19 protein-coding genes are annotated in these 21,394 nt (G+C 38.6%); 9 read left to right on the forward strand and 10 right to left on the reverse strand.

All coding sequences use genetic code 11. From position 1 onward, the window contains the following. Positions 1-45: 45 nt before the first annotated feature. From MM239_RS14840 to MM239_RS14860, 5 genes are all read right to left on the reverse strand, one after another. Positions 46-990, reverse strand: a complete 945-nt coding sequence (locus tag MM239_RS14840) for an RNA-directed DNA polymerase (RefSeq protein WP_241349037.1) — start codon at positions 988-990, stop codon at positions 46-48. A 41-nt stretch (positions 991-1,031) separates the two neighbouring features. Beyond that, the gene (locus MM239_RS14845; protein WP_241349038.1) at positions 1,032-2,396 is read right to left on the reverse strand and encodes an IS110 family RNA-guided transposase; all 1,365 of its coding nucleotides are present in this window, start codon (positions 2,394-2,396) and stop codon (positions 1,032-1,034) included. Between the two features lie 979 nt (positions 2,397-3,375). Then, positions 3,376-3,939, reverse strand: coding sequence for a hypothetical protein (locus tag MM239_RS14850; RefSeq protein WP_241349039.1), 564 nt, complete (start codon positions 3,937-3,939; stop codon positions 3,376-3,378). 150 nt (positions 3,940-4,089) lie between these two features. After that, on the reverse strand, positions 4,090-5,211 hold the full coding sequence (locus MM239_RS14855) for a hypothetical protein (RefSeq protein ID WP_241349040.1): 1,122 nt from the start codon (positions 5,209-5,211) through the stop codon (positions 4,090-4,092). Between the two features lie 746 nt (positions 5,212-5,957). Then, on the reverse strand, positions 5,958-6,920 hold the full coding sequence (locus MM239_RS14860; RefSeq protein WP_241349041.1) for a hypothetical protein: 963 nt from the start codon (positions 6,918-6,920) through the stop codon (positions 5,958-5,960). A gap of 702 nt (positions 6,921-7,622) precedes the next feature. Between MM239_RS14860 and MM239_RS14865 the strand changes: the two genes are divergently transcribed. Both MM239_RS14865 and MM239_RS14870 read left to right on the forward strand, forming a co-directional pair. Then, positions 7,623-8,459 (forward strand): tyrosine-type recombinase/integrase, encoded by an 837-nt coding sequence (locus tag MM239_RS14865; protein ID WP_241349042.1) that lies wholly within the window; start codon positions 7,623-7,625, stop codon positions 8,457-8,459. Next, on the forward strand, positions 8,449-9,603 hold the full coding sequence (locus MM239_RS14870; RefSeq protein WP_241349043.1) for an IS91 family transposase: 1,155 nt from the start codon (positions 8,449-8,451) through the stop codon (positions 9,601-9,603). Before MM239_RS14865 ends, MM239_RS14870 begins: the two co-directional genes overlap by 11 nt. A gap of 353 nt (positions 9,604-9,956) precedes the next feature. Here the strand turns inward: MM239_RS14870 and MM239_RS14875 are convergent, their stop codons facing one another. The 3 genes from MM239_RS14875 to MM239_RS14885 form a co-directional block, all read right to left on the reverse strand. Beyond that, positions 9,957-10,334 carry a hypothetical protein gene (locus MM239_RS14875; protein WP_241349044.1) on the reverse strand — a complete coding sequence of 126 codons (378 nt, stop codon included), beginning with the start codon at positions 10,332-10,334 and terminating at the stop codon, positions 9,957-9,959. Positions 10,335-10,337: 3 nt separating this feature from the next. Next, positions 10,338-10,904 carry a hypothetical protein gene (locus tag MM239_RS14880; RefSeq protein WP_241349045.1) on the reverse strand — a complete coding sequence of 189 codons (567 nt, stop codon included), beginning with the start codon at positions 10,902-10,904 and terminating at the stop codon, positions 10,338-10,340. Positions 10,905-11,394: 490 nt separating this feature from the next. Further along, the gene (locus MM239_RS14885) at positions 11,395-11,655 is read right to left on the reverse strand and encodes a helix-turn-helix transcriptional regulator (protein WP_241349046.1); all 261 of its coding nucleotides are present in this window, start codon (positions 11,653-11,655) and stop codon (positions 11,395-11,397) included. Positions 11,656-12,079: 424 nt separating this feature from the next. Here MM239_RS14885 and MM239_RS14890 point away from each other — a divergent pair, with 424 nt between their 5' ends. From MM239_RS14890 to MM239_RS14915, 6 genes are all read left to right on the forward strand, one after another. After that, on the forward strand, positions 12,080-12,286 hold the full coding sequence (locus MM239_RS14890) for a hypothetical protein (RefSeq protein WP_241349047.1): 207 nt from the start codon (positions 12,080-12,082) through the stop codon (positions 12,284-12,286). Between the two features lie 435 nt (positions 12,287-12,721). Beyond that, positions 12,722-12,871 (forward strand): hypothetical protein, encoded by a 150-nt coding sequence (locus tag MM239_RS14895; protein ID WP_241349048.1) that lies wholly within the window; start codon positions 12,722-12,724, stop codon positions 12,869-12,871. Between the two features lie 60 nt (positions 12,872-12,931). Next, positions 12,932-13,093, forward strand: a complete 162-nt coding sequence (locus tag MM239_RS14900; protein ID WP_241349049.1) for a hypothetical protein — start codon at positions 12,932-12,934, stop codon at positions 13,091-13,093. Further along, positions 13,090-14,685, forward strand: coding sequence for a TlpA family protein disulfide reductase (locus MM239_RS14905; protein WP_241349050.1), 1,596 nt, complete (start codon positions 13,090-13,092; stop codon positions 14,683-14,685). Before MM239_RS14900 ends, MM239_RS14905 begins: the two co-directional genes overlap by 4 nt. Position 14,686: 1 nt before the next feature. Then, positions 14,687-17,869: a SusC/RagA family TonB-linked outer membrane protein gene (locus tag MM239_RS14910; protein WP_241349051.1), complete on the forward strand. Its 3,183-nt coding sequence runs from the start codon at positions 14,687-14,689 to the stop codon at positions 17,867-17,869. 91 nt (positions 17,870-17,960) lie between these two features. Beyond that, the gene (locus MM239_RS14915) at positions 17,961-19,346 is read left to right on the forward strand and encodes a RagB/SusD family nutrient uptake outer membrane protein (RefSeq protein WP_241349052.1); all 1,386 of its coding nucleotides are present in this window, start codon (positions 17,961-17,963) and stop codon (positions 19,344-19,346) included. 65 nt (positions 19,347-19,411) lie between these two features. Here MM239_RS14915 and MM239_RS14920 read toward each other — a convergent pair whose 3' ends face one another. Both MM239_RS14920 and MM239_RS14925 read right to left on the reverse strand, forming a co-directional pair. Continuing rightward, positions 19,412-19,690 (reverse strand): hypothetical protein, encoded by a 279-nt coding sequence (locus MM239_RS14920; RefSeq protein WP_241349053.1) that lies wholly within the window; start codon positions 19,688-19,690, stop codon positions 19,412-19,414. 214 nt (positions 19,691-19,904) lie between these two features. Next, complete coding sequence (locus MM239_RS14925; protein ID WP_241349054.1) at positions 19,905-20,372, reverse strand: MauE/DoxX family redox-associated membrane protein; 468 nt, start codon at positions 20,370-20,372, stop codon at positions 19,905-19,907. A 329-nt stretch (positions 20,373-20,701) separates the two neighbouring features. Between MM239_RS14925 and MM239_RS14930 the strand changes: the two genes are divergently transcribed. Beyond that, complete coding sequence (locus tag MM239_RS14930) at positions 20,702-21,361, forward strand: cyclic nucleotide-binding domain-containing protein (RefSeq protein ID WP_241349055.1); 660 nt, start codon at positions 20,702-20,704, stop codon at positions 21,359-21,361. Positions 21,362-21,394 lie beyond the last annotated feature (33 nt).

A 21,394-nucleotide genomic window follows, 5' to 3' on the forward strand; every position in this document is an offset into this window, starting at 1 on the left:
TATTTAATATAGCGGCCTTTTTTGTTAGTTTTACAATAGTAATATTTAGCTGAGGTAAAGATAAGCAAGGATGCCGTCCTTTGCCAATTCTTTACCTCTTTTCTTAACTTGACAAAGTAGGGTTAATTGAAGACCTTTTATAACTTTGTCAGCTTCATCCAACGTATTTACGAATATGTAATAGTCATCATAGAACCTGACGGCTTCAACGTCCAATATACTGAATTTTTCTTGTATCATTCCATCTATTTGGCAAGCAATTAGTTCCGATACTATATGTGAAGAGTCAGGGCCAATCGGGATTCCAATTGATTGCCTATCTTGACAAGCACGAACTGCAGAATCAAGTTTGTCAGCGTTAAAGTAGTTAATTGCTTCAGAATTCCCGTCAGATATTAATTCGGCTAATTCTGTTTTTGAAGTCTTCAATAGTCTTTTTGCCGTTTCTTTACCCAAAATGCTCCAAGGAATTGTATGGGTATAGATTGTGGGATAAAAATTAGAGATATCAACTTTAACCTGTATCAATTTTCTTGCTGATCGTTTTAAGATTTCATTTCTAAGTACTGGCACTCCAGCACTATATGTTTTAACTGCTCGTTTTGAGTTTTCAGCTTCTTCTACTGGATAGCTCATTGAAAAGGGAGAGTTATCAAATAAAGCTTGATACAACTCCCAATTATTAGAAATCAACTCAGAAACGGTAATATAATGTTTGGGATTTGGGATCTTTAAAACCCTCCGAGCAAGTTTTCCTTTCGAAATTGAGAAAGCAACGCACTGCGAAGAGCCGTACTTTGAGTAGAAATCGGCTTTTCTTTGATTCCAAATTGACCTACTTTCATCTTCAAACCTTTCAGTTTCAGAAGTCTCAAAGTTTGTCCACCTAGACTTTACTTCTGTCAAGTTTCGAGACAGTGATTCCGTTATAAATCCTGGTGGTAATTCTTTAGGTAAATAGCCTAGTTCAATAAGTTTTTCTTCTGTCACTTAGTTTGTTTTTTAAATTTTGACTAACTCTATTAAACCCCTCAATTTGAGCTGATTTCGAGGCCTAAATCCTCATTAGTCAGACCGAATTTATCAATTTGTTTTTTTATTCTATTAACTAATCCCAACTTTCTTTTTTGATCCAAGAAAAGATAGCCTTCCGGATTTTCATATGGAATTCCTTTTACGACCATGTTCCAGATAATCACAGCCAACTTTCTTGTTGTGGCGCTGATAGCAGATACTCTACCTTTTCTAAAGCTTATCCTCTGAAAGAAGTCCCTCAAGGGTGTTGAATCCTTCAAATTTCCAATGGCATTTGCAGCATTCCTTAAGGCTATTTTAAGTCTGTTGCTCCCTTTTGGCACTTTACTAGACAATACTTTGCCACCACTTACTTTATTGTTTGGGGCAAGCCTAAGCCATGAAGCAAAATGCTTGGCTGTTTTAAACTTCTTGATCCCTTCCATGCCTACTTCACTCATCAATGCCAAAACCGTAGAAAAGCTCATCCCTTCAATTGCCAAAAGATCTGTTCCCTCAAACATCTGATACGCTTTTAGATTTAGATCAATGTCTTTTGGAGTGTTCTTATTGACTCTTTTATGGGGTTTTGATTCGAGGTAGTGTTCTCGCTTATTGTCATCCGAATCGATAATTTCATTCAGCTTTTTCTCTATTTCTTTATCACATTCATTAATTTTCATTCGAAGATGATCATAAGTATCCAGCTCCTGTTTTAGAGCAAAAAGGTAATCCTTCCTTCCATTACTCTGTAAGGCCGCTGCTATCTCTTCCTCACTCTTTCTGCAATTCCCATGTCGGAGTGAAGCCAGCTTCTTTGGATCTGTTTTGCCCTCACAGATTGCTCTGATGATCAGCAGTCCAGTAAGCCCACATATATCATTTACAACTACATCCAATCGGAAGTTTAATAGCCTTAGATATTTCTGCATTTTCTTTGATGCTGCAGCAACTGAATGAAGTAAATTTGATCTGTGTCTGCAGTAAGTTCTTAACTCCTCTGTCTGTCCATCAGGCAAAAAACTTCCAGTTAATAACCCCAATGTATGTAGTTTTTGGATCCACTGACAGTCCATGACATCACTCTTTTTTCCTTTGATATTCTTGGTGAACTTACCATTACAGAGTATCAGATGGAATCCCCGTGAAAGTAATACGGCATAGAGATTTTGCCAATAGGTCCCTGTACTTTCCATTGCTATAGTCCTCACATTCCTTTCCTTCAACCAATCTGCCATAGCAAACAAATCCTGGTTGAATACCCCAAATTCCCGAACATCATGCTCGGTTTGACCTACTGCTACCCAGTGGGAGCGACTGCCGACGTCAATTCCCGCAGCTTGCGGATTGACGACTTCCATGGAGATAGATTCCTGTTCCATTTGATTAAGAATAGATAATTTTCTCAGGGGATGTGCTTTTGGCTAGAAAATATTCTGAACGGGGTATCTGACTTTTAAAGACAAATCCGCCACTGAAATCATCGCAAGCATCCCAACCAGAATTGCGCCCGTGCTCTTCGATTACTCGAGGGCAACATTTCTAAAATCGGCCTTGCTGAGAGGATAGTAATTTACAAAAAATCTTGCCATGATGCTCTCATACGTTAGCTTACGAAATCAACTTTTTAAAAGTAGGGAGAATTACACACAACGTTTTGCAGCTACCCGAAGGGCGGGACTTTTACCACAAAACTTGATTTGAAAAAATTAATGTTTGATTGACCACTAAGCTGTCTTTGGAACACGAAACCCCGCCTTTTGGGTAGGTGCTGTGTGTGCCCAGCATGGGCATCTGGTACCGAAGTTACCAAATTATTCCAGAGGGTGAAAGTCCCTTGCAGACAAGTTGGTGAAGCCTGTTAGCAAGTCGCAAGCTGGTTGCCGTGAGGCATACAGTGAAGGAAGCGAGACTGCAAAATCCGGTACTGACGAACAGGAACGGCATACGGAGGCCAGAGAGGGAGGGTAAGCAAGCACATCTTTGTAAAGCCCGTGGCCAATAATCCCTTTTCGGTAGATGCCGCAGGAATCGGATGAAGGAATATGTCCTTACCTGGGGAGATCTCAGACTCCACGAGATGGAAACTGAGAAGTCAGCAGAGGCCATAGTAGTCAACAGGACCTGAGCTTCGGAAAACCGAGGAGTTCTCACGAGTTGGTGAAGGGCTGAACGTATTGTGAAGTGAAAATTCGATAAGGGGCCTTTGCGTAGCCTTATCTTAAAAGTAGCGGAAAGGGATTGTTGGTGTAAAGAGCGGCATTCCTATGCTTTACGAACCGCCGTATACGAGACCCGTACGTACGGTGGTGTGAGAGGCGCACCTCGTCAACTTAACGGTTGGCGAGGCCGTCTACTCGATTATGTTCTGGCTTTTAGTCTTCCAATCGTTATTAATGAACTCAAAATCAACAGAGTAAAATCACGAATTGCTTTTAGCTCTTCAAAAGATTCTGGCTGATTATTAATTTCAATTTTCAAGACCTCTTGGTCTTTTTTTATTTTTTCATTGCCATATTTGCCATATTCCTTAATTGTTATTTCAGTCTTCGGGAATCTTTCAAATATTTTTTTTATTTCAACGATTGGTAATTCTTTATCAACTTGAAAATCATCACTATTTATTTCATCCCCATTACCATCCCCTAATAATCTTCTAATTGTGGACTTCTTTTTAATTGATATTCTTAGTTGTGGACTTGTTTTAATCGGAACAAGGATACGCATTGAATTTCCTAATAATGAACCAAAGTTGTTCGACTTATTTATACTGTTTTCATAAAACACTTTAAACCCTTCAAAATATTCAGTCGCTTTATAAAAATCCTGATATCCATGAAAATAGTTTTTATTCAATCTCTTTACGTCAAGATTGAACTCCTTTTCAAACTCCTTCCAATTTTCATCAATTTTTCTCCAATTCAATGGCTTGTTTTTTTAAAGCTGGAACATAACGTTTTCGGGCTTTGCGTTCGGGCGGGGTTTCGGAGCACAAAACTATCAACCAGCACTGAACTTGAATAGAAGCATAAAGCTCCAAGTTTGCACGTCACCCCGCCTGACGCAAAACCCGTGTTATGGCTCGTATTTATTGATTTCATATTCTAAATCTATTGGTTTCCCGTCTTCTGTAACAATAAATTCTCCAACGTCTAAGGTGATAAAATCAACTTCTTCATCTCTTGGAACTATTGGTGTTAGATAAATTCTTAGCTTTTTATTTTCTCTTAAAGGATTAAACCATACTTGCTCTAACTCTTCAAAGTATGGTCCTATCATTGGAGACTGAAATCCAAAGTCTGCCTGTAATTCGTTATTGCGTATGCTGAAAATTATTTTATCAGCCCATTGAAAATCGCCTAAATGAAAAAAACAACTTAGTTGAAATATGTTGAGGACTGGTAATTCACCTTCTAAACCAAAAGCCATTCCTAATATCCCGGCATTTTGCAAATCATTATTTGGTATGCTCTTGCCTGAAAAATAATTTAGTAGGTAATTATTGAGGCTTTGTATTGAGTAAATTGACTTAAAAACTTCAACTTTACTCAATTTGATGGTGTTATCTTCTAACGATTCAATTGTATCTCCAACAATTTTATAGTTATTGTGTCCAATAATATTTCTAATTTTTGAATTGTATGCAGTTTCAAATATTTTATGCGTAAGAGGATAAGGTTTTAGTTTGGATTTTAGATTGTCTATCAATACACCCTTTCTCAAATTTCCGTTTTTGTCTCTAAAATTATTTAGGTCTGTTTCAATTGTATCCTTATCATTTAGAGTAATGAATGAGTATAGAATAAGGAATATAATTTCTATTTCGTAATATTGTTGATAAAGAAAACAAGTATTTTGGTTTAAATCTGTATTGGGTGCTTGCAATGCAATTTCAAAGGCATTCAGCCTTTTTTGAGAGAAGATTTCAGATGAGTTATTCTCTAGGAAATGCTTTAATAGTAGGTCGTGTTTTGGGGTGCCAACTTTAAAATCTAAAATATTCTTGAATTCGGCAAGTGCATCTTGCTCGTCTCGGTTAAGAAGTAAAGTAAACAACCAATTTCTATAATAAAAAAAAGCGTCTTTGTTTTCTGAGAACAGTTTCAATAACTCTCGTTGATATATTACTGGTTCAGGAAGTTTAAAGTCAGAAGATATCCAGTGTTCAAAGTTTAATATTCTATTTCTTAAGTTCATTCAGTGTGGTTTTAATATGAGCCATAACGGTTGAGTGTATGTGCCGTAAGGGGTTGCGGGGCAGTTTCCTGTCGAAATACACTGAAGTTTGAGCGGGGTAAAACTCTTGAATTTCCACTGAAACCCTTATGGCATATACACTTTGTGTGTGCCCAGCATGGGCATCTGGTATCGAAGTTACCAAATTATTCCAGAGGGTGAAAGTCCCTTGCAGGCAAGTTGGTGAAGCCTGTTAGCAAGTCGCAAGCTGGTTGCCGTGAGGCATACAGTGAAGGAAGCGAGACTGCAAAATCCGGTACTGACGAACAGGAACGGCATACGGAGGCCAGAGAGGGAGGGTAAGCAAGCACATCTTTGTAAAGCCCGTGGCCAATAATCCCTTTTCGGTAGATGCCGCAGGAATCGGATGAAGGAATATGTCCTTACCTGGGGAGATCTCAGACTCCACGAGATGGAAACTGAGAAGTCAGCAGAGGCCATAGTAGTCAACAGGACCTGAGCTTCGGAAAACCGAGGAGTTCTCACGAGTTGGTGAAGGGCTGAACGTATTGTGAAGTGAAAATTCGATAAGGAGCCTTTGCGTAGCCTTATCTTAAAAGTAGTGGAAAGGGATTGTTGGTGTAAAGAGCGGCATTCCTATGCTTTACGAACCGCCGTATACGAGACCCGTACGTACGGTGGTGTGAGAGCCTCAACCTGAGCCAAACGGCTCAGGTCGGGCTACTCAATTATAGCACGTTTATTTTTCATTTATCAATAACTTCAAGCGAGTTGAAGAATTGATCTCCCATTCTTTTATAAACTTCTTCATTTTCTATTACTATTGGATATCTAAATCTTAGCCAAAAGGAAGTGTTTTTTCCTAGTAGTAATTTGTCTAAAACTATTTCATTTCCTATGGTATCTTGGCTATAGGACTCAAAAATTGCTTTAGGGTGAGGTAAATTTCCATTTACAATTATGTCTGATAGCCCTCCTGCATGAAGGATATTAACAAAATAATTTTCAATGGTTAGAGTATCATTACTGTAAAATTCCATATCAACTATCCAAAACTTAACATCATATTTATCAAGTAGATAACCATTATATTTTTCATCGTCAATAGAAACTACTAGGATCTTAGGTTTCTCTGGGAAATATACTTCAATATTTTCTGTCTCTTGAAAGATTGGAAAGTCAATGGATTTGTTCAACATTGAATCAATCTTGTATTCCCAATAATTCTGCTTAGGCTTTATGAGGCTATGATTTGTTTCTCGATCATATATTTTTTGATATTGCTTGTCTCTTTGGATTCTGTCTTGAAAATATTGATAGGCTTCGGAATAGGTAAGGCTTTTTCCTTTGATAGATTGGTTGATCTCTTTTGCAAAAAAATGAGCAAGTTTTAAATGATATGCTTCGTGTCTGATCAAGTAATCGCTTACATGATGTTTATGAATAAATGAATTAAATCGATCAACAATTACAGTCACCTTTACCTCTGGTTTTTCATATATTCTATACTTGTAAGAAATTCTTGCAGCCGCTTTTCCTTCATAAAATGGAGGTCTGCATAAAAAATCGCTTTCATCAAGAGTTGACTCTTCATTCCAAACTTTGTACTGTTCAGGGTTAGATTCTTTCTTGGAAACTTCCAAAAAGTAACAGACTATCAGAATTGCCGAAAAAATAATAATGCCAATTAACCTATAAACCTTTACCATAAAGACAATTTAAAAACCTTTGATAAAATCAGATTTATAAGAGATAAGGCAAATTCTGCCAAGAAAACTATAAATACAGATAAAATAATTAAGTTTGAATAGCTCCCTATCTGATAAAATTTGTTAACCAAATTCAAACTGATTCCAATCAAAAGAAAAATAAATAAGACAGTGATTAGATTGTGAATCATCCTTCCCAATATTCGATTTCTCCTTTTGTGCTCCAAAAGATAAAACCTATGTTTAAGAAGAATCGGACCTAAAATAACCAAACTGAGAACAATATATTTTGAATCAAACAAACTTAGGCTCCTGAATAAAAAAGCAAGCGACAATAACATCAAGGCAGCAAACAAAGAAGAAAGAATTTCTCTATATGAAAATGACCTTAAAAACTCTTTCATTTGAATTTAACCTTTATATGGTTCATTGATCTAATGTGCTATAACGTTTGGGCGCTTGGCGCAGTGGCGGATTTCGGAGCACTAAACTGTCAATACACCACAAAAGTTGATGCGAGGCAGAATGTTCAATTAACCACGTCACCCGCCATTGAGCCAAACGCCTGTTGAACTGACACCCTACGGGTGAGCGATTTACCTAAATTCTGCTTATTTTTAGTTATATCAAAATCTTTCATCATGAAAACTCAAAAAAAACACGCTGGGCACCGTAGCCCTCAATGATTCCGCTCAGGGGTATTTGCTAAAACTAGCTTCTTTCCTTGAAGCCAAGGCCTATTCTCCCATGACCATCCGCAACTATATGTCCGAGATGCGCTATATTTTTGCCTATTTCAATCACCTAAATCCTGAGCAGCTCACCCAAGATCACATCGCCTCCTACATCAACTACATTAAAAAAGAACATGGTGTGGGTAGAGATAAATGTAGAATGACAGCCCAAAGCTGTAGCTTCTTTTTTAAACACATTCTCCCTTCCCCTTATGTTGTTCCCCATGCACTCTATCCCCGAAAGGAGTTCAGGCTTCCTGAGATTCTCACCCAAGAGCAGATCAGCCATGTAATCCAATTCACCGCTAATATCAAGCATAAAGCTATCATTGCTTTGTTTTATGGAACAGGTATAAGGCTGAGCGAACTTAGGTTCTTGGAAATGAAACATATTTCTCGGACAGACATGCAGCTCAAAGTTGTGGCAGGAAAAGGCAGTAGGGACAGGTTTACCATCCTTCCTGCTGCTGTGCTTCCTCTACTCGAAGCATATTACAGGGTACACAAGCCGAAAGTCTTTCTCTTTGAAGGACAGACTCCAGGCAAAGCTATGAACGACCGCTCCATACAGCATGCCATCCGCATGGCCATGAACCAGGCGGGCTTTGAACAGTATGGTTTTTCTGCACATTCTATCAGGCATTCCTTTGCCAAACACCTCTTGGATGCCGGTACGGACATCCATACCATCAAGCAGCTTCTTGGACATTCCAAGATAGAGACTACCATGATCTATCTCCATCTGACCAAGCAGCGCAGGGATAAACTCGTCTCTCCTCTTGACCTGCTCGGTCATGGAAACTAATGTTTCTTTCCAGTCCTTGTTCAGGCATCAATCCATCTCCAACTTCAATCCTTACAGCAGAACGGTTTTCGCCGATCTTGCTGCCTGTCATACGGCTGCAAAAGGGTATCACCTCAGCAGGTGCAATGATCAGCAATGTGGAAACATCGCCCATAGATACCATTCCTGCGGTAACAGGCACTGCCCCAACTGTGGAAGCATGAAAAGGGATGCCTGGATTGAGAGTAGAATGGACGAACTCCTACCTACCGCCTATTACCATATCGTCTTTACCCTGCCACATGAACTCAATCCAGTATTCATGGGTAACAGAGCTAAGCTATTCGACCTTTTGTTTCTGGCAGCTTCCCAAACCCTGCTCAAGCATGCCAGGATGCCCGAATACCTAGGTGCTGAACCAGGGATCACAATGGTACTGCACACATGGGGACAGGATTTAAGTTTTCATCCTCACGTCCACTGCATCGTCAGTGCTGGAGGATATGACGGGAAGCGGTGGATTGAAGCCAAACGTAAAAACAACAGGTTTCTTTTTCCTCAGAAAAGTATGGCTGGCATGTTCAAAGCTATTTTCATGGAGGGGTTGGAAAAAGACAGCTCAATTGGCTGGATTGGAAGTAAAAACAGCTTACTGAAAGCCATCAGGTTCAAAAAATGGAACGTCTATGCCAAAGCTCCTTTCGGTTCACCCGATAGAGTCGTCGAGTATCTGGGGCGCTATACCCACAAGATTGCCATCACCAGACACCGAATCCTTGAAGTTAGTGCATCACACATCAAGTTCAGGTATAAAGACTACTCCGACGGTTCCAAAACCAAACAGATGTTGCTGACACATCAAGAATTCCTTCGACGGTTTGAGAAGCATATATTGCCAAAAAGGTTTGTCAAGATCCGCCACTTCGGATACCTGATGCTACAGGGGAAAACTGAACGCATGGCCATTATAAAGTCGTCACTCGACATGCAACCGGCCAAACCCAAAGTCATCATCCCATTCAAAATCAGAATGCTTGAAAAATACGGCAGGGATATCTTCAAATGCCCTTGCTGCGATCACGGAAGAATGGAGACCATCTTTGATACTAGGGATAGATCTGCCAGAAAACAAAAATCTTTCAAACCCAATCCTACTTCTTCTTGATTGAATTACAGGATCCAAGGAATCAAGGGTTGGACCCAAGACATGCTGAAAAATTAAATCCCAAAATATTGGGTGGGGGATGTCATGCCCAAACCAAAACAAAATCTCCTAAATACAACCAAAAACTAAAATAACCGATTCCAAAAACCCTCAAATCAGCCTACTATTCCACCTAGCAAACCCTTCACCCTGCGGATGTCAGTCAATACACCATACGCACACGGTAGCATCTAACCTCCCGATCACTATCGACGACCCTGATAGATTTTTTCTCCTATCAGGGATTTTTTACAAGGGCTTTTGGCTAGTGGGCTAAATGTTGGCAGCTGCCCTTCCTTCATCTGTCATATTTGTCATAGCTCTCTTATTTTATCCAACAATTGATATGTTTTTATTATGGCGTAAACTGTCAAGCCAAGTATTCCTAATTCTATGAAAACAAAAAGTGTTTTCAATTCATCAAAGCCCCAAAAATTAAGAGTGCTTGTTGATATAATGTTTATTGTGTCTGGTAGAAGTATATAAAAGGTAATCAAATAGATTATTGAAATAGGCAATGTCTTTAAATAGAATATTCTTTTTAAGTCTGCTCGGTATCTATTTAGTTTGTCAGTTTGAGCTGCTTCTGGTTTTCTTGTAGAAAGAATATCTGAAACTTCCTTTTCTATTGAATTTAAAAGAAATGTCATAAAAACTAAAAAAACGCTTATTGCGGAAAGTAAATCAGCCATAATTTACGAAAGTTCTTGTTTTAATAAATTGTAAGTGTCAACTGCACAGCTATATTTACTTGCAAGTCCGCGTATTTTTTGGATTGGTTCAAGCGTTGGTCCTTTTTGGCTAATAATTAAGTTAAGCTCTTCAACAGTGGTGGGTGATGTGCATACAAATTCATATGAGTCTCCAGGATTTTCTTGTGTTGCAGAATTTAAAGTAACAAATAATGTGTTTTTTATAAAATTTGAAATTTTTGTTCTGTATCTTGATTTTGTGTTTCTCAATAAAGTTTTACTTTGAGATTGTGTCAATTGAAAAATGGATGACAGTTCATTTTCACTTGGTAGTCTATTTTGAAAATAATGTGTCAAAAGAAAAAACAATCTTTCCTGTTGAACTTCGTCCGCTCGGGTAGGAAGTCCCTTTTCTTTCAACATTTTCATATATTCCATAAAAGCTGCTTTCGTTAAATTAGTCAACGCTTTATTTAGTTCGGCTGCAGTATTAAGCCCTAAGCATTCCTTTATTAGGTTTTTGTCCGAAGCACTAAGCTCGTCATTTGAAATGTTAATGGTAATGTCCATATTATTTGTTTTTTTAGGTGTCTTTTTTTTGTTAGGGTTTTGACTAACGCAAAGAAAATTGCTTAATTTGAACTGATTTCGAGGCCAAAATCCTCATTAGTCAGACCGTCCCGATCCTCGGGATGTTTTTTATTCTCTTAACTAAGCCTAACTTTCTTTTTTATCTAAGTAATGGTACCCCTCTTGCTTTATGTCCTGAATATCCTTTTTTAGGGGGGCAACATTCGCCAGAATGTAAGTAGATTCTGGTCATTCAGGTCACTTTCACTGTTCAAATTCATTCCGGGTTTGAGGGGTCAAGCGGATATTTCCCAATTCCCAAACATAACCATTCCGACCTTGCCAAAAAATACCAACAACAGGGTATTTTTCAAGGTGAAAACAATAAAAGCCCCATATAAGGAGGCTTTTGAAAAATAAATGGTGATTACAGACAACTCTCTGGTTATTTACTTAAATATCTTTTTGTTGGCGTTATTTAATTGAGTTATTACTTATTTTTCTTCTTCTCACTAAGAAAAATTTCAGCTTCTGAAGGGCCTTCAGGCCAATTGAAAGTAACAACCAGATCTTTCGGATTAACTTTTAAGACCTTACATATTTTGTATATATTATCCCGTGATGGTTGAGCATGATGCTTACACCATTTAGTTACTGTAGTATCAGAAACATTTATCAATTCTGCCAAATCCTTATTATCAAGACCATGATCTGCTAGTAGACTTGCAATTCTGTATATTTTTTTATCCACTTTTTTTAAAATTAAACAAAACGATACTCAAATATACTAATTGTAATAAACTGAATAACAAGCAATTATATAATCATTGGTTATAAAAATATAATTAATAGTTAAATTTATTTGTCTTTTAGTTAAATATTTATATCTTTGAATTAATTATTAAAGTCAGAATTTGGATTCATTCTTAAGAATGAATTGCATACGAGCCTCGCCATAGAAATCTGGTAAATTTCATCCCCGCGAGTGTGAGTGATGCGCCAAACTCCTATATTTGTGTTTATAGGGTTGGCGCTTACTTAATATCTCTGCGGGAATTTGTGTCTTGCATACAAATAGGTTTACCAGAACCTCTATGGCATAGATGAAAGTAAGCTGCTAACCCTTTTTAGGTTAGATTTTACTTTTTTAAAAGGCTTGCACGAATACTCCATTCATGAAAGCGAGCAAAATATACAGCCACCTGATCATCAAACCCTACTCCGATTTATTCGGAATGGTAGGACTGTGCTTGTTTGCTTTGAGATCTGAATTTGAAAAAATACAACAGTCTGACCAGACAGAATCCCTCAAACCAATAGGAGATCCAGGCCTCTCCGCCTTCGACATCCTCTTTGAGCGCAAGCCAAAGAACCCTATCTAAACCTATTTTACCTCATGCGAGACAAGGCATCTACTGAGATACGTTTTTCCAAGGTCGATACGCCATGGATGTCCTTGCACCTTTCCGATCCCATCGCTACTGCAGGAGCAGCATCGGAAAGTCTATAACCCCATCTTCTTAGCCGCTAGAAGTATTTCCTTGTTTCTGCATCTCGTTGGAAAAAACTCGGTCTTTTTCCTTGCTGGGAAGAGTATGCCTTTTGGGAAGAGACAAGAGGCTAGAAACAAGAAACAAGATAGGGTAGTGTGAAGAATTAAGCGCTGTCCTAATGAATATCGGGGACTTAACGTTTAACGATTTAACAATTAACGTATTAAAATCACACGAACCACTTGAAGCCCAAATCCCGAGGATCGGGACAAGTTCTCAAATCTTAATTCTAAAATCAAAAAAGCCTGCGCAGCTACGGGGTATATGTTTAACAATAAACCAAGTGATGCTAAACTGGGTTTGTGGCGAACCTCATACGCCATGTCCGTACTGCCAGGACTTTTTGTAGACTCAAGAAGCAATGCCTGCCCAGATGAATATCGGGGAGATGAGATGCTAAGAATGTTCCAGTAGATCGCTTAACGATTTAACACTTAACGCTAAACATTTAACACTTCTAAAACCCAAATAAATATGCTTACAGAAACACCAATCAAACCAAAGGGTAGGAGAGAAGAGCTCGGTCCGGTGCCTAAGCCACTGCCAAATGGCAGCCAAAGGCCTCTGATCAATATCCTGATCATCAAAGACCCTGTACCCAGGGACAATACAGTTCATCAAAATTTAAAATCATGAAAATCTTGAAAATAGTTTATAACATTAAAATAATAGGACTCTGCTTGCTCTGGCTGTGTTCCTTGACTAGTCGAGCACAAGATTCAGCTCTGACTGAATCAGTTGATTCTGCCCCTGTAGTGATCTATGGGGAGGTAAAGAGTAAAGTACCTGTCGATTCTCTTGAAATCACTTTTTGGGATCATTACATTGATAAGCAAAATAGGATGCCAAAGCCTTGGAAAGAATTTGTGCATACTGAATCAGGAAATCTCTTTAACGGCGGGTTTGGCTCAAAAACATTTTCATTTACCAGTGAACCTGTCAATGATGTTTCTTATCTAAGTATAGGGCTAGGTCAATATTTTTTTATGGATCGATTTCAAGTTGATCCAGGAGACAGTGTCAGAATACTTATTGATCTTCACCGTGGAATGATGCTTTTCGATGGCCCATCAGCAGAGAAATTTCGATGTCAGTACGAATTGGAATTGGCTAAATCTAACCACACCTATAAAAATCCTCCTCTGATGAATACAGGAGATAGAGAGAAATTCTTAAACTCAAAGGATTACAGAGAACGATACAAAAAAGCAGTATCTGAGAGTTCTTCAATCAAAAAGCACCTTCAATTTATAGACTCTAGTGAGTCGGCTTTAGCCTATATAGTTAATGTATTGGATGAGAATGACAAGTGTCATGCTGGATGGAGGGTTATTAATAGTTTTAGGGGAATTCTCTCTGATGATTTTATTGCAAGGATGGTCGTTGAGCTAGAAGGATACCTGCACCTTCAAAAGATCTCTGCATTCAAAAGGTATTATAACCATACTGATAAATTTGACAGTATTTACCATGAGCGCTTAGCTACACTTCATAGATTGGAAATGGAAGAAACGGTACAGTTGTCTTCAATCAGTTACATGGACTACCTTTTTGAACATAGCATTATGCGTTCAATTGTTGAGGAAACTCCAATAACAACAATTTATGAGGAATTCCCTCAAGAGACTAAGGAGCTCTTGATCGGTAAATACTTATCAAACTATTATCGCACTTTTGACAACATTACCGAAGTATTTACTAAGAGTTTGTCTGAAGTAAAAACTCCTTGGGTGCATGAGGAGCTCCAGAAACTTTTCAATAGTCAACAAGAAGGCAAGTTGTTTTTAGATGTTTCACTTTCCAGTTTGGAAAACAACGAAACGAGGCTATCAGCATATAAAGACAAAGTAGTGATGCTTGATTTTTGGTTTACTGGTTGTCAGGCATGCATCCTGTTTTACCAGGACCACCTTTCTAAAGTAGAGGAGCATTTTAAGGACAATGATGACGTATTGATTGTATCTATTTCAGCCGACAAATCTTTTGAGCAATGGCAAAAAAGTGTCGCATCAGGTAAATACACTTCTCAGGATGTGATTAACCTCAACACTGGCGGCTTTAAACATGAATTGCTTCTTTACTACAACATACACGCTTATCCAACCCAAATGCTCCTTGACAGAGCAGGCAATGTAGCAAAGGTTGGGAATTTTCCCTCAACAGCAGAAGGATTGATAGAATTGATCCAAGAAGAATTACAGAATGATCCTAAATCAAAATCCAGATAAGATGAAAAAAATATTACTCATAATAGGCATATACCTGATCATTTTCACTCAACTCCATGCGCAGGGTGTGGAAACAAGATCCATTACTGGGACAGTGCTTGTCGAAAATGATGAGAGTCCTTTACCTGGAGCAATGGTGAAGCTGAAAAACTCAGTCGTTTGGGCGATTGCTGATGATAATGGCGAATTTGAAGTTATGGTGGAAGGCGGAACTTATCAATTAGAAGTGTCTTTCTTGGGTTATCTTACCCAATCTATAGAAATAGCAGTACCCCAGTCCTCGCCACTGGTGATTCTGATGCAAGAGGATGAACTTTCATTAGAAGCCGTAGAGGTAGTTTCTACTGGTTATCAGCAGCTCCCAAAAGAGCGTGCGACTGGATCATTTGTTTTTGTTGACAACGAATTGGTGGATAGGAGAGTAAGCACCAATATTCTTGAAAGGATTGAAGATGTGGCTTCAGGTGTGATATTCAATAGAGATACTTATTCAGGCAGTGACCCGATTAGTATAAGGGGTAGGAGTACCATTTTTGCAGAGTCCAAGCCTTTGATTGTTATAGATAATTTTCCCTATGATGGACCTATTGAGAACATCAACCCCAATGATGTAGAAAACATTACAATTTTGAGAGATGCAGCTGCTGCATCTATTTGGGGGGCTAGGGCTGGAAATGGAGTGATCGTCATAACAACCAAAAAGGGACGTTTTGGATCGGAACCTCAAGTAAGTCTTAACAGCAACATTACTTTTGGTGAAAAGCCCGATCTATGGTATTATCCCAACATGGGGTTTGATGACTTGATTTCTGTGGAGAAGATGCTGTTTGATAGGGGATTTTACAACAGCCAACTTAATGCCGCAGCACGTCCTCCACTTTCTCCTGTCGTGGAAACATTGGTCGCAGAAAGGGAAGGGAGAATTTCACCAGAGGAATCTTCTGCTAGATTGTTGGCATTTTCAAATCAAGATTCACGCTCTGATCTCTCGGATCATTTCTATAGAACTACAGTCAATCGGCAACTTGCATTAAATATTAGTGGTGGAGGAAACACACATCGGTATACCTTTTCTGCGGGATACGACAAGAACGACGCTACGATAGTAGGAAACGGGAGACAAAGAATATCACTCAATACACAAAACCACTGGTCTCTTTTGAGAAATAGACTCGAGGTGTCATTGGGGATGTATTACACCAATAGTTACACAGAATCAGGCACGGAAGTACCAACACCTTATCCTTATGAAAGGCTAGTCGATGAAAACGGTAATCCGACCACTATTACACAAGGATATAGCAGAAGGTACATCGAGAGCATTGCAGGACAAGGCTTGCTTGACTGGAGTTATATACCATTGGAGGAGATTGGATTGAACTCGAATCTTTCTTCCCAAAATGATATTCGGGTAAATACTACCCTAGGATATAATATTGCCAATGGACTTAAGGCAGAGGTTTTGTACCAATATTGGGCGAATAGTTCATCCAATAAAAACCACAGGCCTGAAGGAAGCTATTATGCTAGAAATCAGGTCAACAGATTTACTCAAAGAAATGCTGACGGAAGCCTATTCTTAGCTATACCTGAAGGTGGAATTTTAGATCTGGGAATGGCTAATATGTATAGTCACAGCTTACGTGGTCAATTGACACATTCAAAAGATTGGAATACGAAGCATAATATTTCCTCTTTGGCAGGCTTCGAGATGAAAGATTTACAATCTGAAGGCAACAGCACGAGATACTATGGTTATAACGACGATCTAGGGATAAGTCTTCCTGTAGATCATACTACTAGGTTTAGGCTATACCACAACAATTCGCTTTCTAGCATTGGAGCAGGTGCAGGTCATACAGGTGTGACTGATAGGTTTGTATCGATGTATTTCAATACAGCTTATACTTATGACAAGAAGTATGTTCTATCTACGAGTATTCGAAAAGATGCTTCAAATATTTTTGGGGTTGAGACCAATATGAGAGGAGTTCCACTTTGGTCAACTGGGTTTGCATGGATAGTGAGTAGAGAGAATTTTTATCATTCAGGGTGGCTTCCATACTTGAAGCTTAGAGCCACATATGGTTATAACGGGAACGTTGACAAATCATTGAGCTCTTATACTACAGCCATATATGCAATAAGTTCTTCTCATGATGTTCCTCCTGGAATCAGGCGTGCAATAATTATTAATCCCCCAAACCCTGAACTTAGATGGGAGAAAATAGGTGTATTTAATCTTGCTTTAGATTTTGAAACAAAGAACTCGACTTTGAGTGGTAGTGTAGAATTCTACACGAAGAATGGGACAGATCTTATAGGAGACATGAGGATACCACCAAGTGCTGGTATGACCCAATTCAGGGGGAATTATGCAAATACCAAAACAAATGGAGTAGACTTAAACCTTAACTCACACAATCTAAAAGGTAAACTGAATTGGAATACCAATTTCTTACTCAGTTTTGTGGATGAGAAAGTAACCAGTTACCAAATAGAAAGTAATACTAGGGAGTATCTTGGACCAATTCTTTCGCCCAAAATAGGAATGCCTTTGTTTTCCATCTATAGCTTACCTACAGCAGGGCTAGACCCCGACAATGGGAATCCATTAGGGTATCTTGATGGAGAGATCAGTACTGCTTACAGCCAGATCATTGCTGGAACTACTCCAGATGAATTGATCTATCATGGTTCAGGAAGACCCGTCGTTTTTGGTGCATTAAGGAATTCATTTGATTGGAAGGGTTTAAACCTATCCTTTAATATCAGTTACCGACTTGGTTACTACTACAGAAGGCCTTCTGTCAACTATTTTGAATTGCTAAATGGCAGGATTACCCATAATGATTTTGAAATGAGATGGCAAAACCCAGGAGATGAATTACATACCCAAATCCCATCTATGCCTCAAGGTTCTGACACAAACAGGAATTATTTCTATCAGTTCTCGAGTGTGTTAGTAGAAAAAGGAGATCACATACGACTACAGGATATTAGGCTTTCCTATACATTAGACAGAAGGAAGTTCGCACGATTGCCATTCCAAAGAGCAGAGATATATAGCTATGCTAATAACATTGGAATACTCTGGAAAGCAAGTGATGATCAGCTTGATCCTGATTTCCAAAGCATGAGGGCTTTAAGAAGCATTGCCTTCGGTGTAAGGGTTGATTTTTAACAATTTAACACTGGAAAATCAAATGTTGTAGCCTAATCTACCTTTAAGAGTAATATTAAGGGACGCTACCAAATTACTAAATAAATAAGCTATGAAAAACATAAAATACTTTCTTATTAAACTTCTGATTGTGCTAACTCTTCCAGGATGTGAAGAATTTCTAGACTCTAAACCAAGCAAGGACTTGGTAGTCCCCGTCAACCTGATGGATTTAAGTGCCCTTTTGGATAATTCTTCTGTTATGAATGTTTCTCCCTCAATTTCATTGATTAGCTCTGATGATGTTTTTACTACAGAGTCAGGATGGTTAGGATTTAGACAAGACTGGGAGCGAGATGCGTACTTATGGAGAAAAGAAGTCTATGAGGGAGTGACTTTTGTTCCTGATTGGTCTCTACCCTATATGCAGGTTTTTTATGCAAATATTGTTTTAGAACAACTTGAAAAAATCAATACAAAGCCTAGTGAACAAGAGTTATATAACAGGGTCATGGGTAGCGCCCTTTTCTACAGAGCAAATGCATTCTTTGAATTGAGTCAATTATATACACCATTTTACTCGTGGAATGATAAAACGGAAGGAATGGGAATTCCCCTCAAGTTGGATGCTGACATTAATAATTGGGAAAAGAGAGCTAGTCTACAAGAAACATACGATCAAATAGCGTCAGATATCAAAGCAGCAGCAGAATTACTCCCCGACAAGCCAGTATTTCCAAACCGCCCTTCAAAACAGGCAGCTTATGCGCTTTTGGCAAGGATGTTTTTAGCATCGGAGGAATATGTTCAAGCTGAATTGTATGCAGATCTTTCTCTTCAAATCAATTCAGAATTGATTGATTATAGCTATTTAGCTAGTGCTTCGACAATGCCCGTCCCTCAGTATGTATATCCCATACCATTTGATAATCCAGAAGTGATCTACTTTCAACAATTGGCCAATGATTCATTTCACAGTTCAGAACTTGTATTCGTAGACTCAACATTATACAATTCTTACCATGAAAGGGACTTGAGAAAGCAGTTGTTTTTTTATGAGAACTTTTCATTGGGTGGGGCTAACTTCCAGGGAAGTTACACTGGGACTTTTATGAAATTTAGTGGATTGGCTATAAATGAACTTTACTTGATAAGTGCAGAATCTAAAGCCAGACTTAACAAAATTCCAGAAGCAATGAGTATGTTGAATAGCTTGTTGGTCACAAGGTATGAGACATCAGATTACATGGAGTACATGACAAATAGTCAAGAAGAAGCTTTGCAGATAATACTTATTGAAAGAAGAAAAGAATTGTTGTTTCGAGGCACCAATAGGTGGTCTGATCTTCGGAGACTAAATAGAGACCCAAGGTTTGCAGTGACCCTTGAAAGAAGTATAGGTGATAAAAACGCGACATTAATCCCAGGGGATTCCCGATATGTATTACCTATTCCTGAAGTGGAATTAGATTATAATGATTTGGAGCAGAATCCTTGATGATATTATTAATAGGGGAGCAAGATTTTATGCTCCCCTGTATAGTAAATTCCAAAATCCATGATTTACATCGGCGGAATTGGGGTTAATTGCGAACCAGGTGCAAAGTTTCCGGACTCACCTAGGATTGGGAAATCTAAATCAGGCTCTGAATACAAACAAGTAGCTGATACTTCGGAGTCGCATTGAAACTGGTTTGCACTTCCTCCGTGATCTACTTCAGTCACATCGTACCATGTTACACCATTGTCTGGCGTGCCATACCTTGGTTCATCTTCAATTTGTGGCAGGCTAAAAGCCAGTGCCATTGTTGCTCCGAGCACTAATCCGAGTGCTGGAAGCAACGAGGTTACTTTTTTCATTTTTGTAAATTTTGTACCAGAGCATATATCCCAAATCTTGAGATTGCTCCAGTGGTTTGAATTAATTTAAGTGTCCCTTTTCAGGGATTGGGAATCCTTAGTAGATCGATCATACTATATTCCCGCATGCTACCTTTTGCTAGGCTTGCCTCACTGCCAAGCCTCTGTGAGATAGGGTAGACTTTATAACAACGCATCAAGCGTCCTTGACGGAGTTGTTATTTCTTTGATCCCAGAACCATAGTCCTAGGATGATAATGATTATGCAGCAGCTGTTGAACCAGAAGTGACTTTGCCAACTCATTCTTTCCAATAATCCTGCACAGTTGCAGGGTACTCTTGGAAATGCTCCCTGCCAGACAAGACCTACATAGGTGTTGAAGATGGTCATGAGTAAGAGTGAGCCTATCATGCCCCACCACCGAGTCAGTTGGAAGACCAACATGAGTGCTAAGATCAACTCTAGTATTGGTACAGCATAGGCTAAGCTGTCAGCCAAGTCGGAAGGGAAAGTTTGGTTATGAAATGCATTCCAGCTTTTCTTCCAGTTTAGCAGTTTGTCTAGGCCAGTATATGTCCAAAGCAAGCTGACTAGAAATGCAATCACAGGGACAATGATCGGTGAATACTTACCTTTCCATATGTTTTGCATGTCCTTTCTCATGTGCCATGGAGGTTGATATATTGACTTAGTTTTTTACCGATCCTTTGATCAATTTTTGTTAGTCATCTGTTGGAGTAGCCTAACTTTACTGCCGGGGAATGGACTTGGTATTCATGCATCCATTCCCATAGGATCGGGCAGCTTTATTTCGTGCTTCGTTCATATCAAAGCTAGAAAGCGATTTTAATTTTTACAAATGGCAGATAGTCAGCTGTTTGATAAAATGGCGTTTTGATTCCCTAGTTTGATAAAATGGCGTTTTGTTGGACTGATTTCCCAAATAAAAAATTGTAGTTCTACTTTTTTTGCTGATAGTTTGTTAAATTAATATGTTAATTATAGACTTAAGCTATCAATTGTTGGGTGATAATATAAAATATATATTGGACATTGGCATTTACGCTCGTAGGCATGGACTGCTTTTTAGAGCAGCTTTTCGAGAGGTCTTTGAACATGCAAAACAAGTTGTTTTTCTAAAAGGAGAGCAAATCAAATTCCCCTATGCGGATGTCCCTCACCTGATCTTTGTACATGAAGGTGCTGTATTGGGAACGCTATCCCATGAGCAAAAGATAGTTTACAAATCAATAAAATTGATGCAATCTATTTTTCTAACTGACCCAACTGGCTATTTCAAAAAGAAAGTGGATACTCATGAATGGGTTGCTGTTAATAAGGTGTCTCTAACTGCTATTCCAATTGACTATTTAATGGAATCTTTGAAGTCTGTTGATGGTGCCCGAGATAAACTAAGCAAACATATCAAAAAAGTAATCAAATCCGATTACAGCCATTACCAGCAAATACACGAGCATGATACTTTAAGTGACAAATTGGATTTTTTGGTCAAAACTAATCCGTTTATATTTCATATTACAAGAAAGTATTTGGCCATGTTTATGAATGTCTCTCAAAATGGTCTTTCTAAAGCCATCCTAACATGGGCGATCAAAAATTTTGGTATTCAAAAAAATGAGGATACGAATTAGCTTGCTATGATGAGTTACTTTTTAGCTTAAGTC

Origin of the sequence: Belliella filtrata (assembly GCF_022549775.1) — a bacterium.
GTDB classification, from domain to species: domain Bacteria; phylum Bacteroidota; class Bacteroidia; order Cytophagales; family Cyclobacteriaceae; genus Belliella; species Belliella filtrata.

Coding starts and splice junctions, on each gene's coding strand:
- MM239_RS14860 (WP_241349041.1), bottom strand. CDS start 6,920: ATGGTAAAGGTTTATAGGTTAATTGGCATTATTATTTTTTCGGCAATT.
- MM239_RS14900 (WP_241349049.1), top strand. CDS start 12,932: ATGCTTACAGAAACACCAATCAAACCAAAGGGTAGGAGAGAAGAGCTC.
- MM239_RS14910 (WP_241349051.1), top strand. CDS start 14,687: ATGAAAAAAATATTACTCATAATAGGCATATACCTGATCATTTTCACT.
- MM239_RS14930 (WP_241349055.1), top strand. CDS start 20,702: ATGTTAATTATAGACTTAAGCTATCAATTGTTGGGTGATAATATAAAA.
- MM239_RS14845 (WP_241349038.1), bottom strand. CDS start 2,396: ATGGAACAGGAATCTATCTCCATGGAAGTCGTCAATCCGCAAGCTGCG.
- MM239_RS14890 (WP_241349047.1), top strand. CDS start 12,080: ATGAAAGCGAGCAAAATATACAGCCACCTGATCATCAAACCCTACTCC.
- MM239_RS14895 (WP_241349048.1), top strand. CDS start 12,722: ATGTTTAACAATAAACCAAGTGATGCTAAACTGGGTTTGTGGCGAACC.
- MM239_RS14855 (WP_241349040.1), bottom strand. CDS start 5,211: ATGAACTTAAGAAATAGAATATTAAACTTTGAACACTGGATATCTTCT.
- MM239_RS14925 (WP_241349054.1), bottom strand. CDS start 20,372: ATGAGAAAGGACATGCAAAACATATGGAAAGGTAAGTATTCACCGATC.
- MM239_RS14905 (WP_241349050.1), top strand. CDS start 13,090: ATGAAAATCTTGAAAATAGTTTATAACATTAAAATAATAGGACTCTGC.
- MM239_RS14870 (WP_241349043.1), top strand. CDS start 8,449: ATGGAAACTAATGTTTCTTTCCAGTCCTTGTTCAGGCATCAATCCATC.
- MM239_RS14875 (WP_241349044.1), bottom strand. CDS start 10,334: ATGGCTGATTTACTTTCCGCAATAAGCGTTTTTTTAGTTTTTATGACA.
- MM239_RS14880 (WP_241349045.1), bottom strand. CDS start 10,904: ATGGACATTACCATTAACATTTCAAATGACGAGCTTAGTGCTTCGGAC.
- MM239_RS14915 (WP_241349052.1), top strand. CDS start 17,961: ATGAAAAACATAAAATACTTTCTTATTAAACTTCTGATTGTGCTAACT.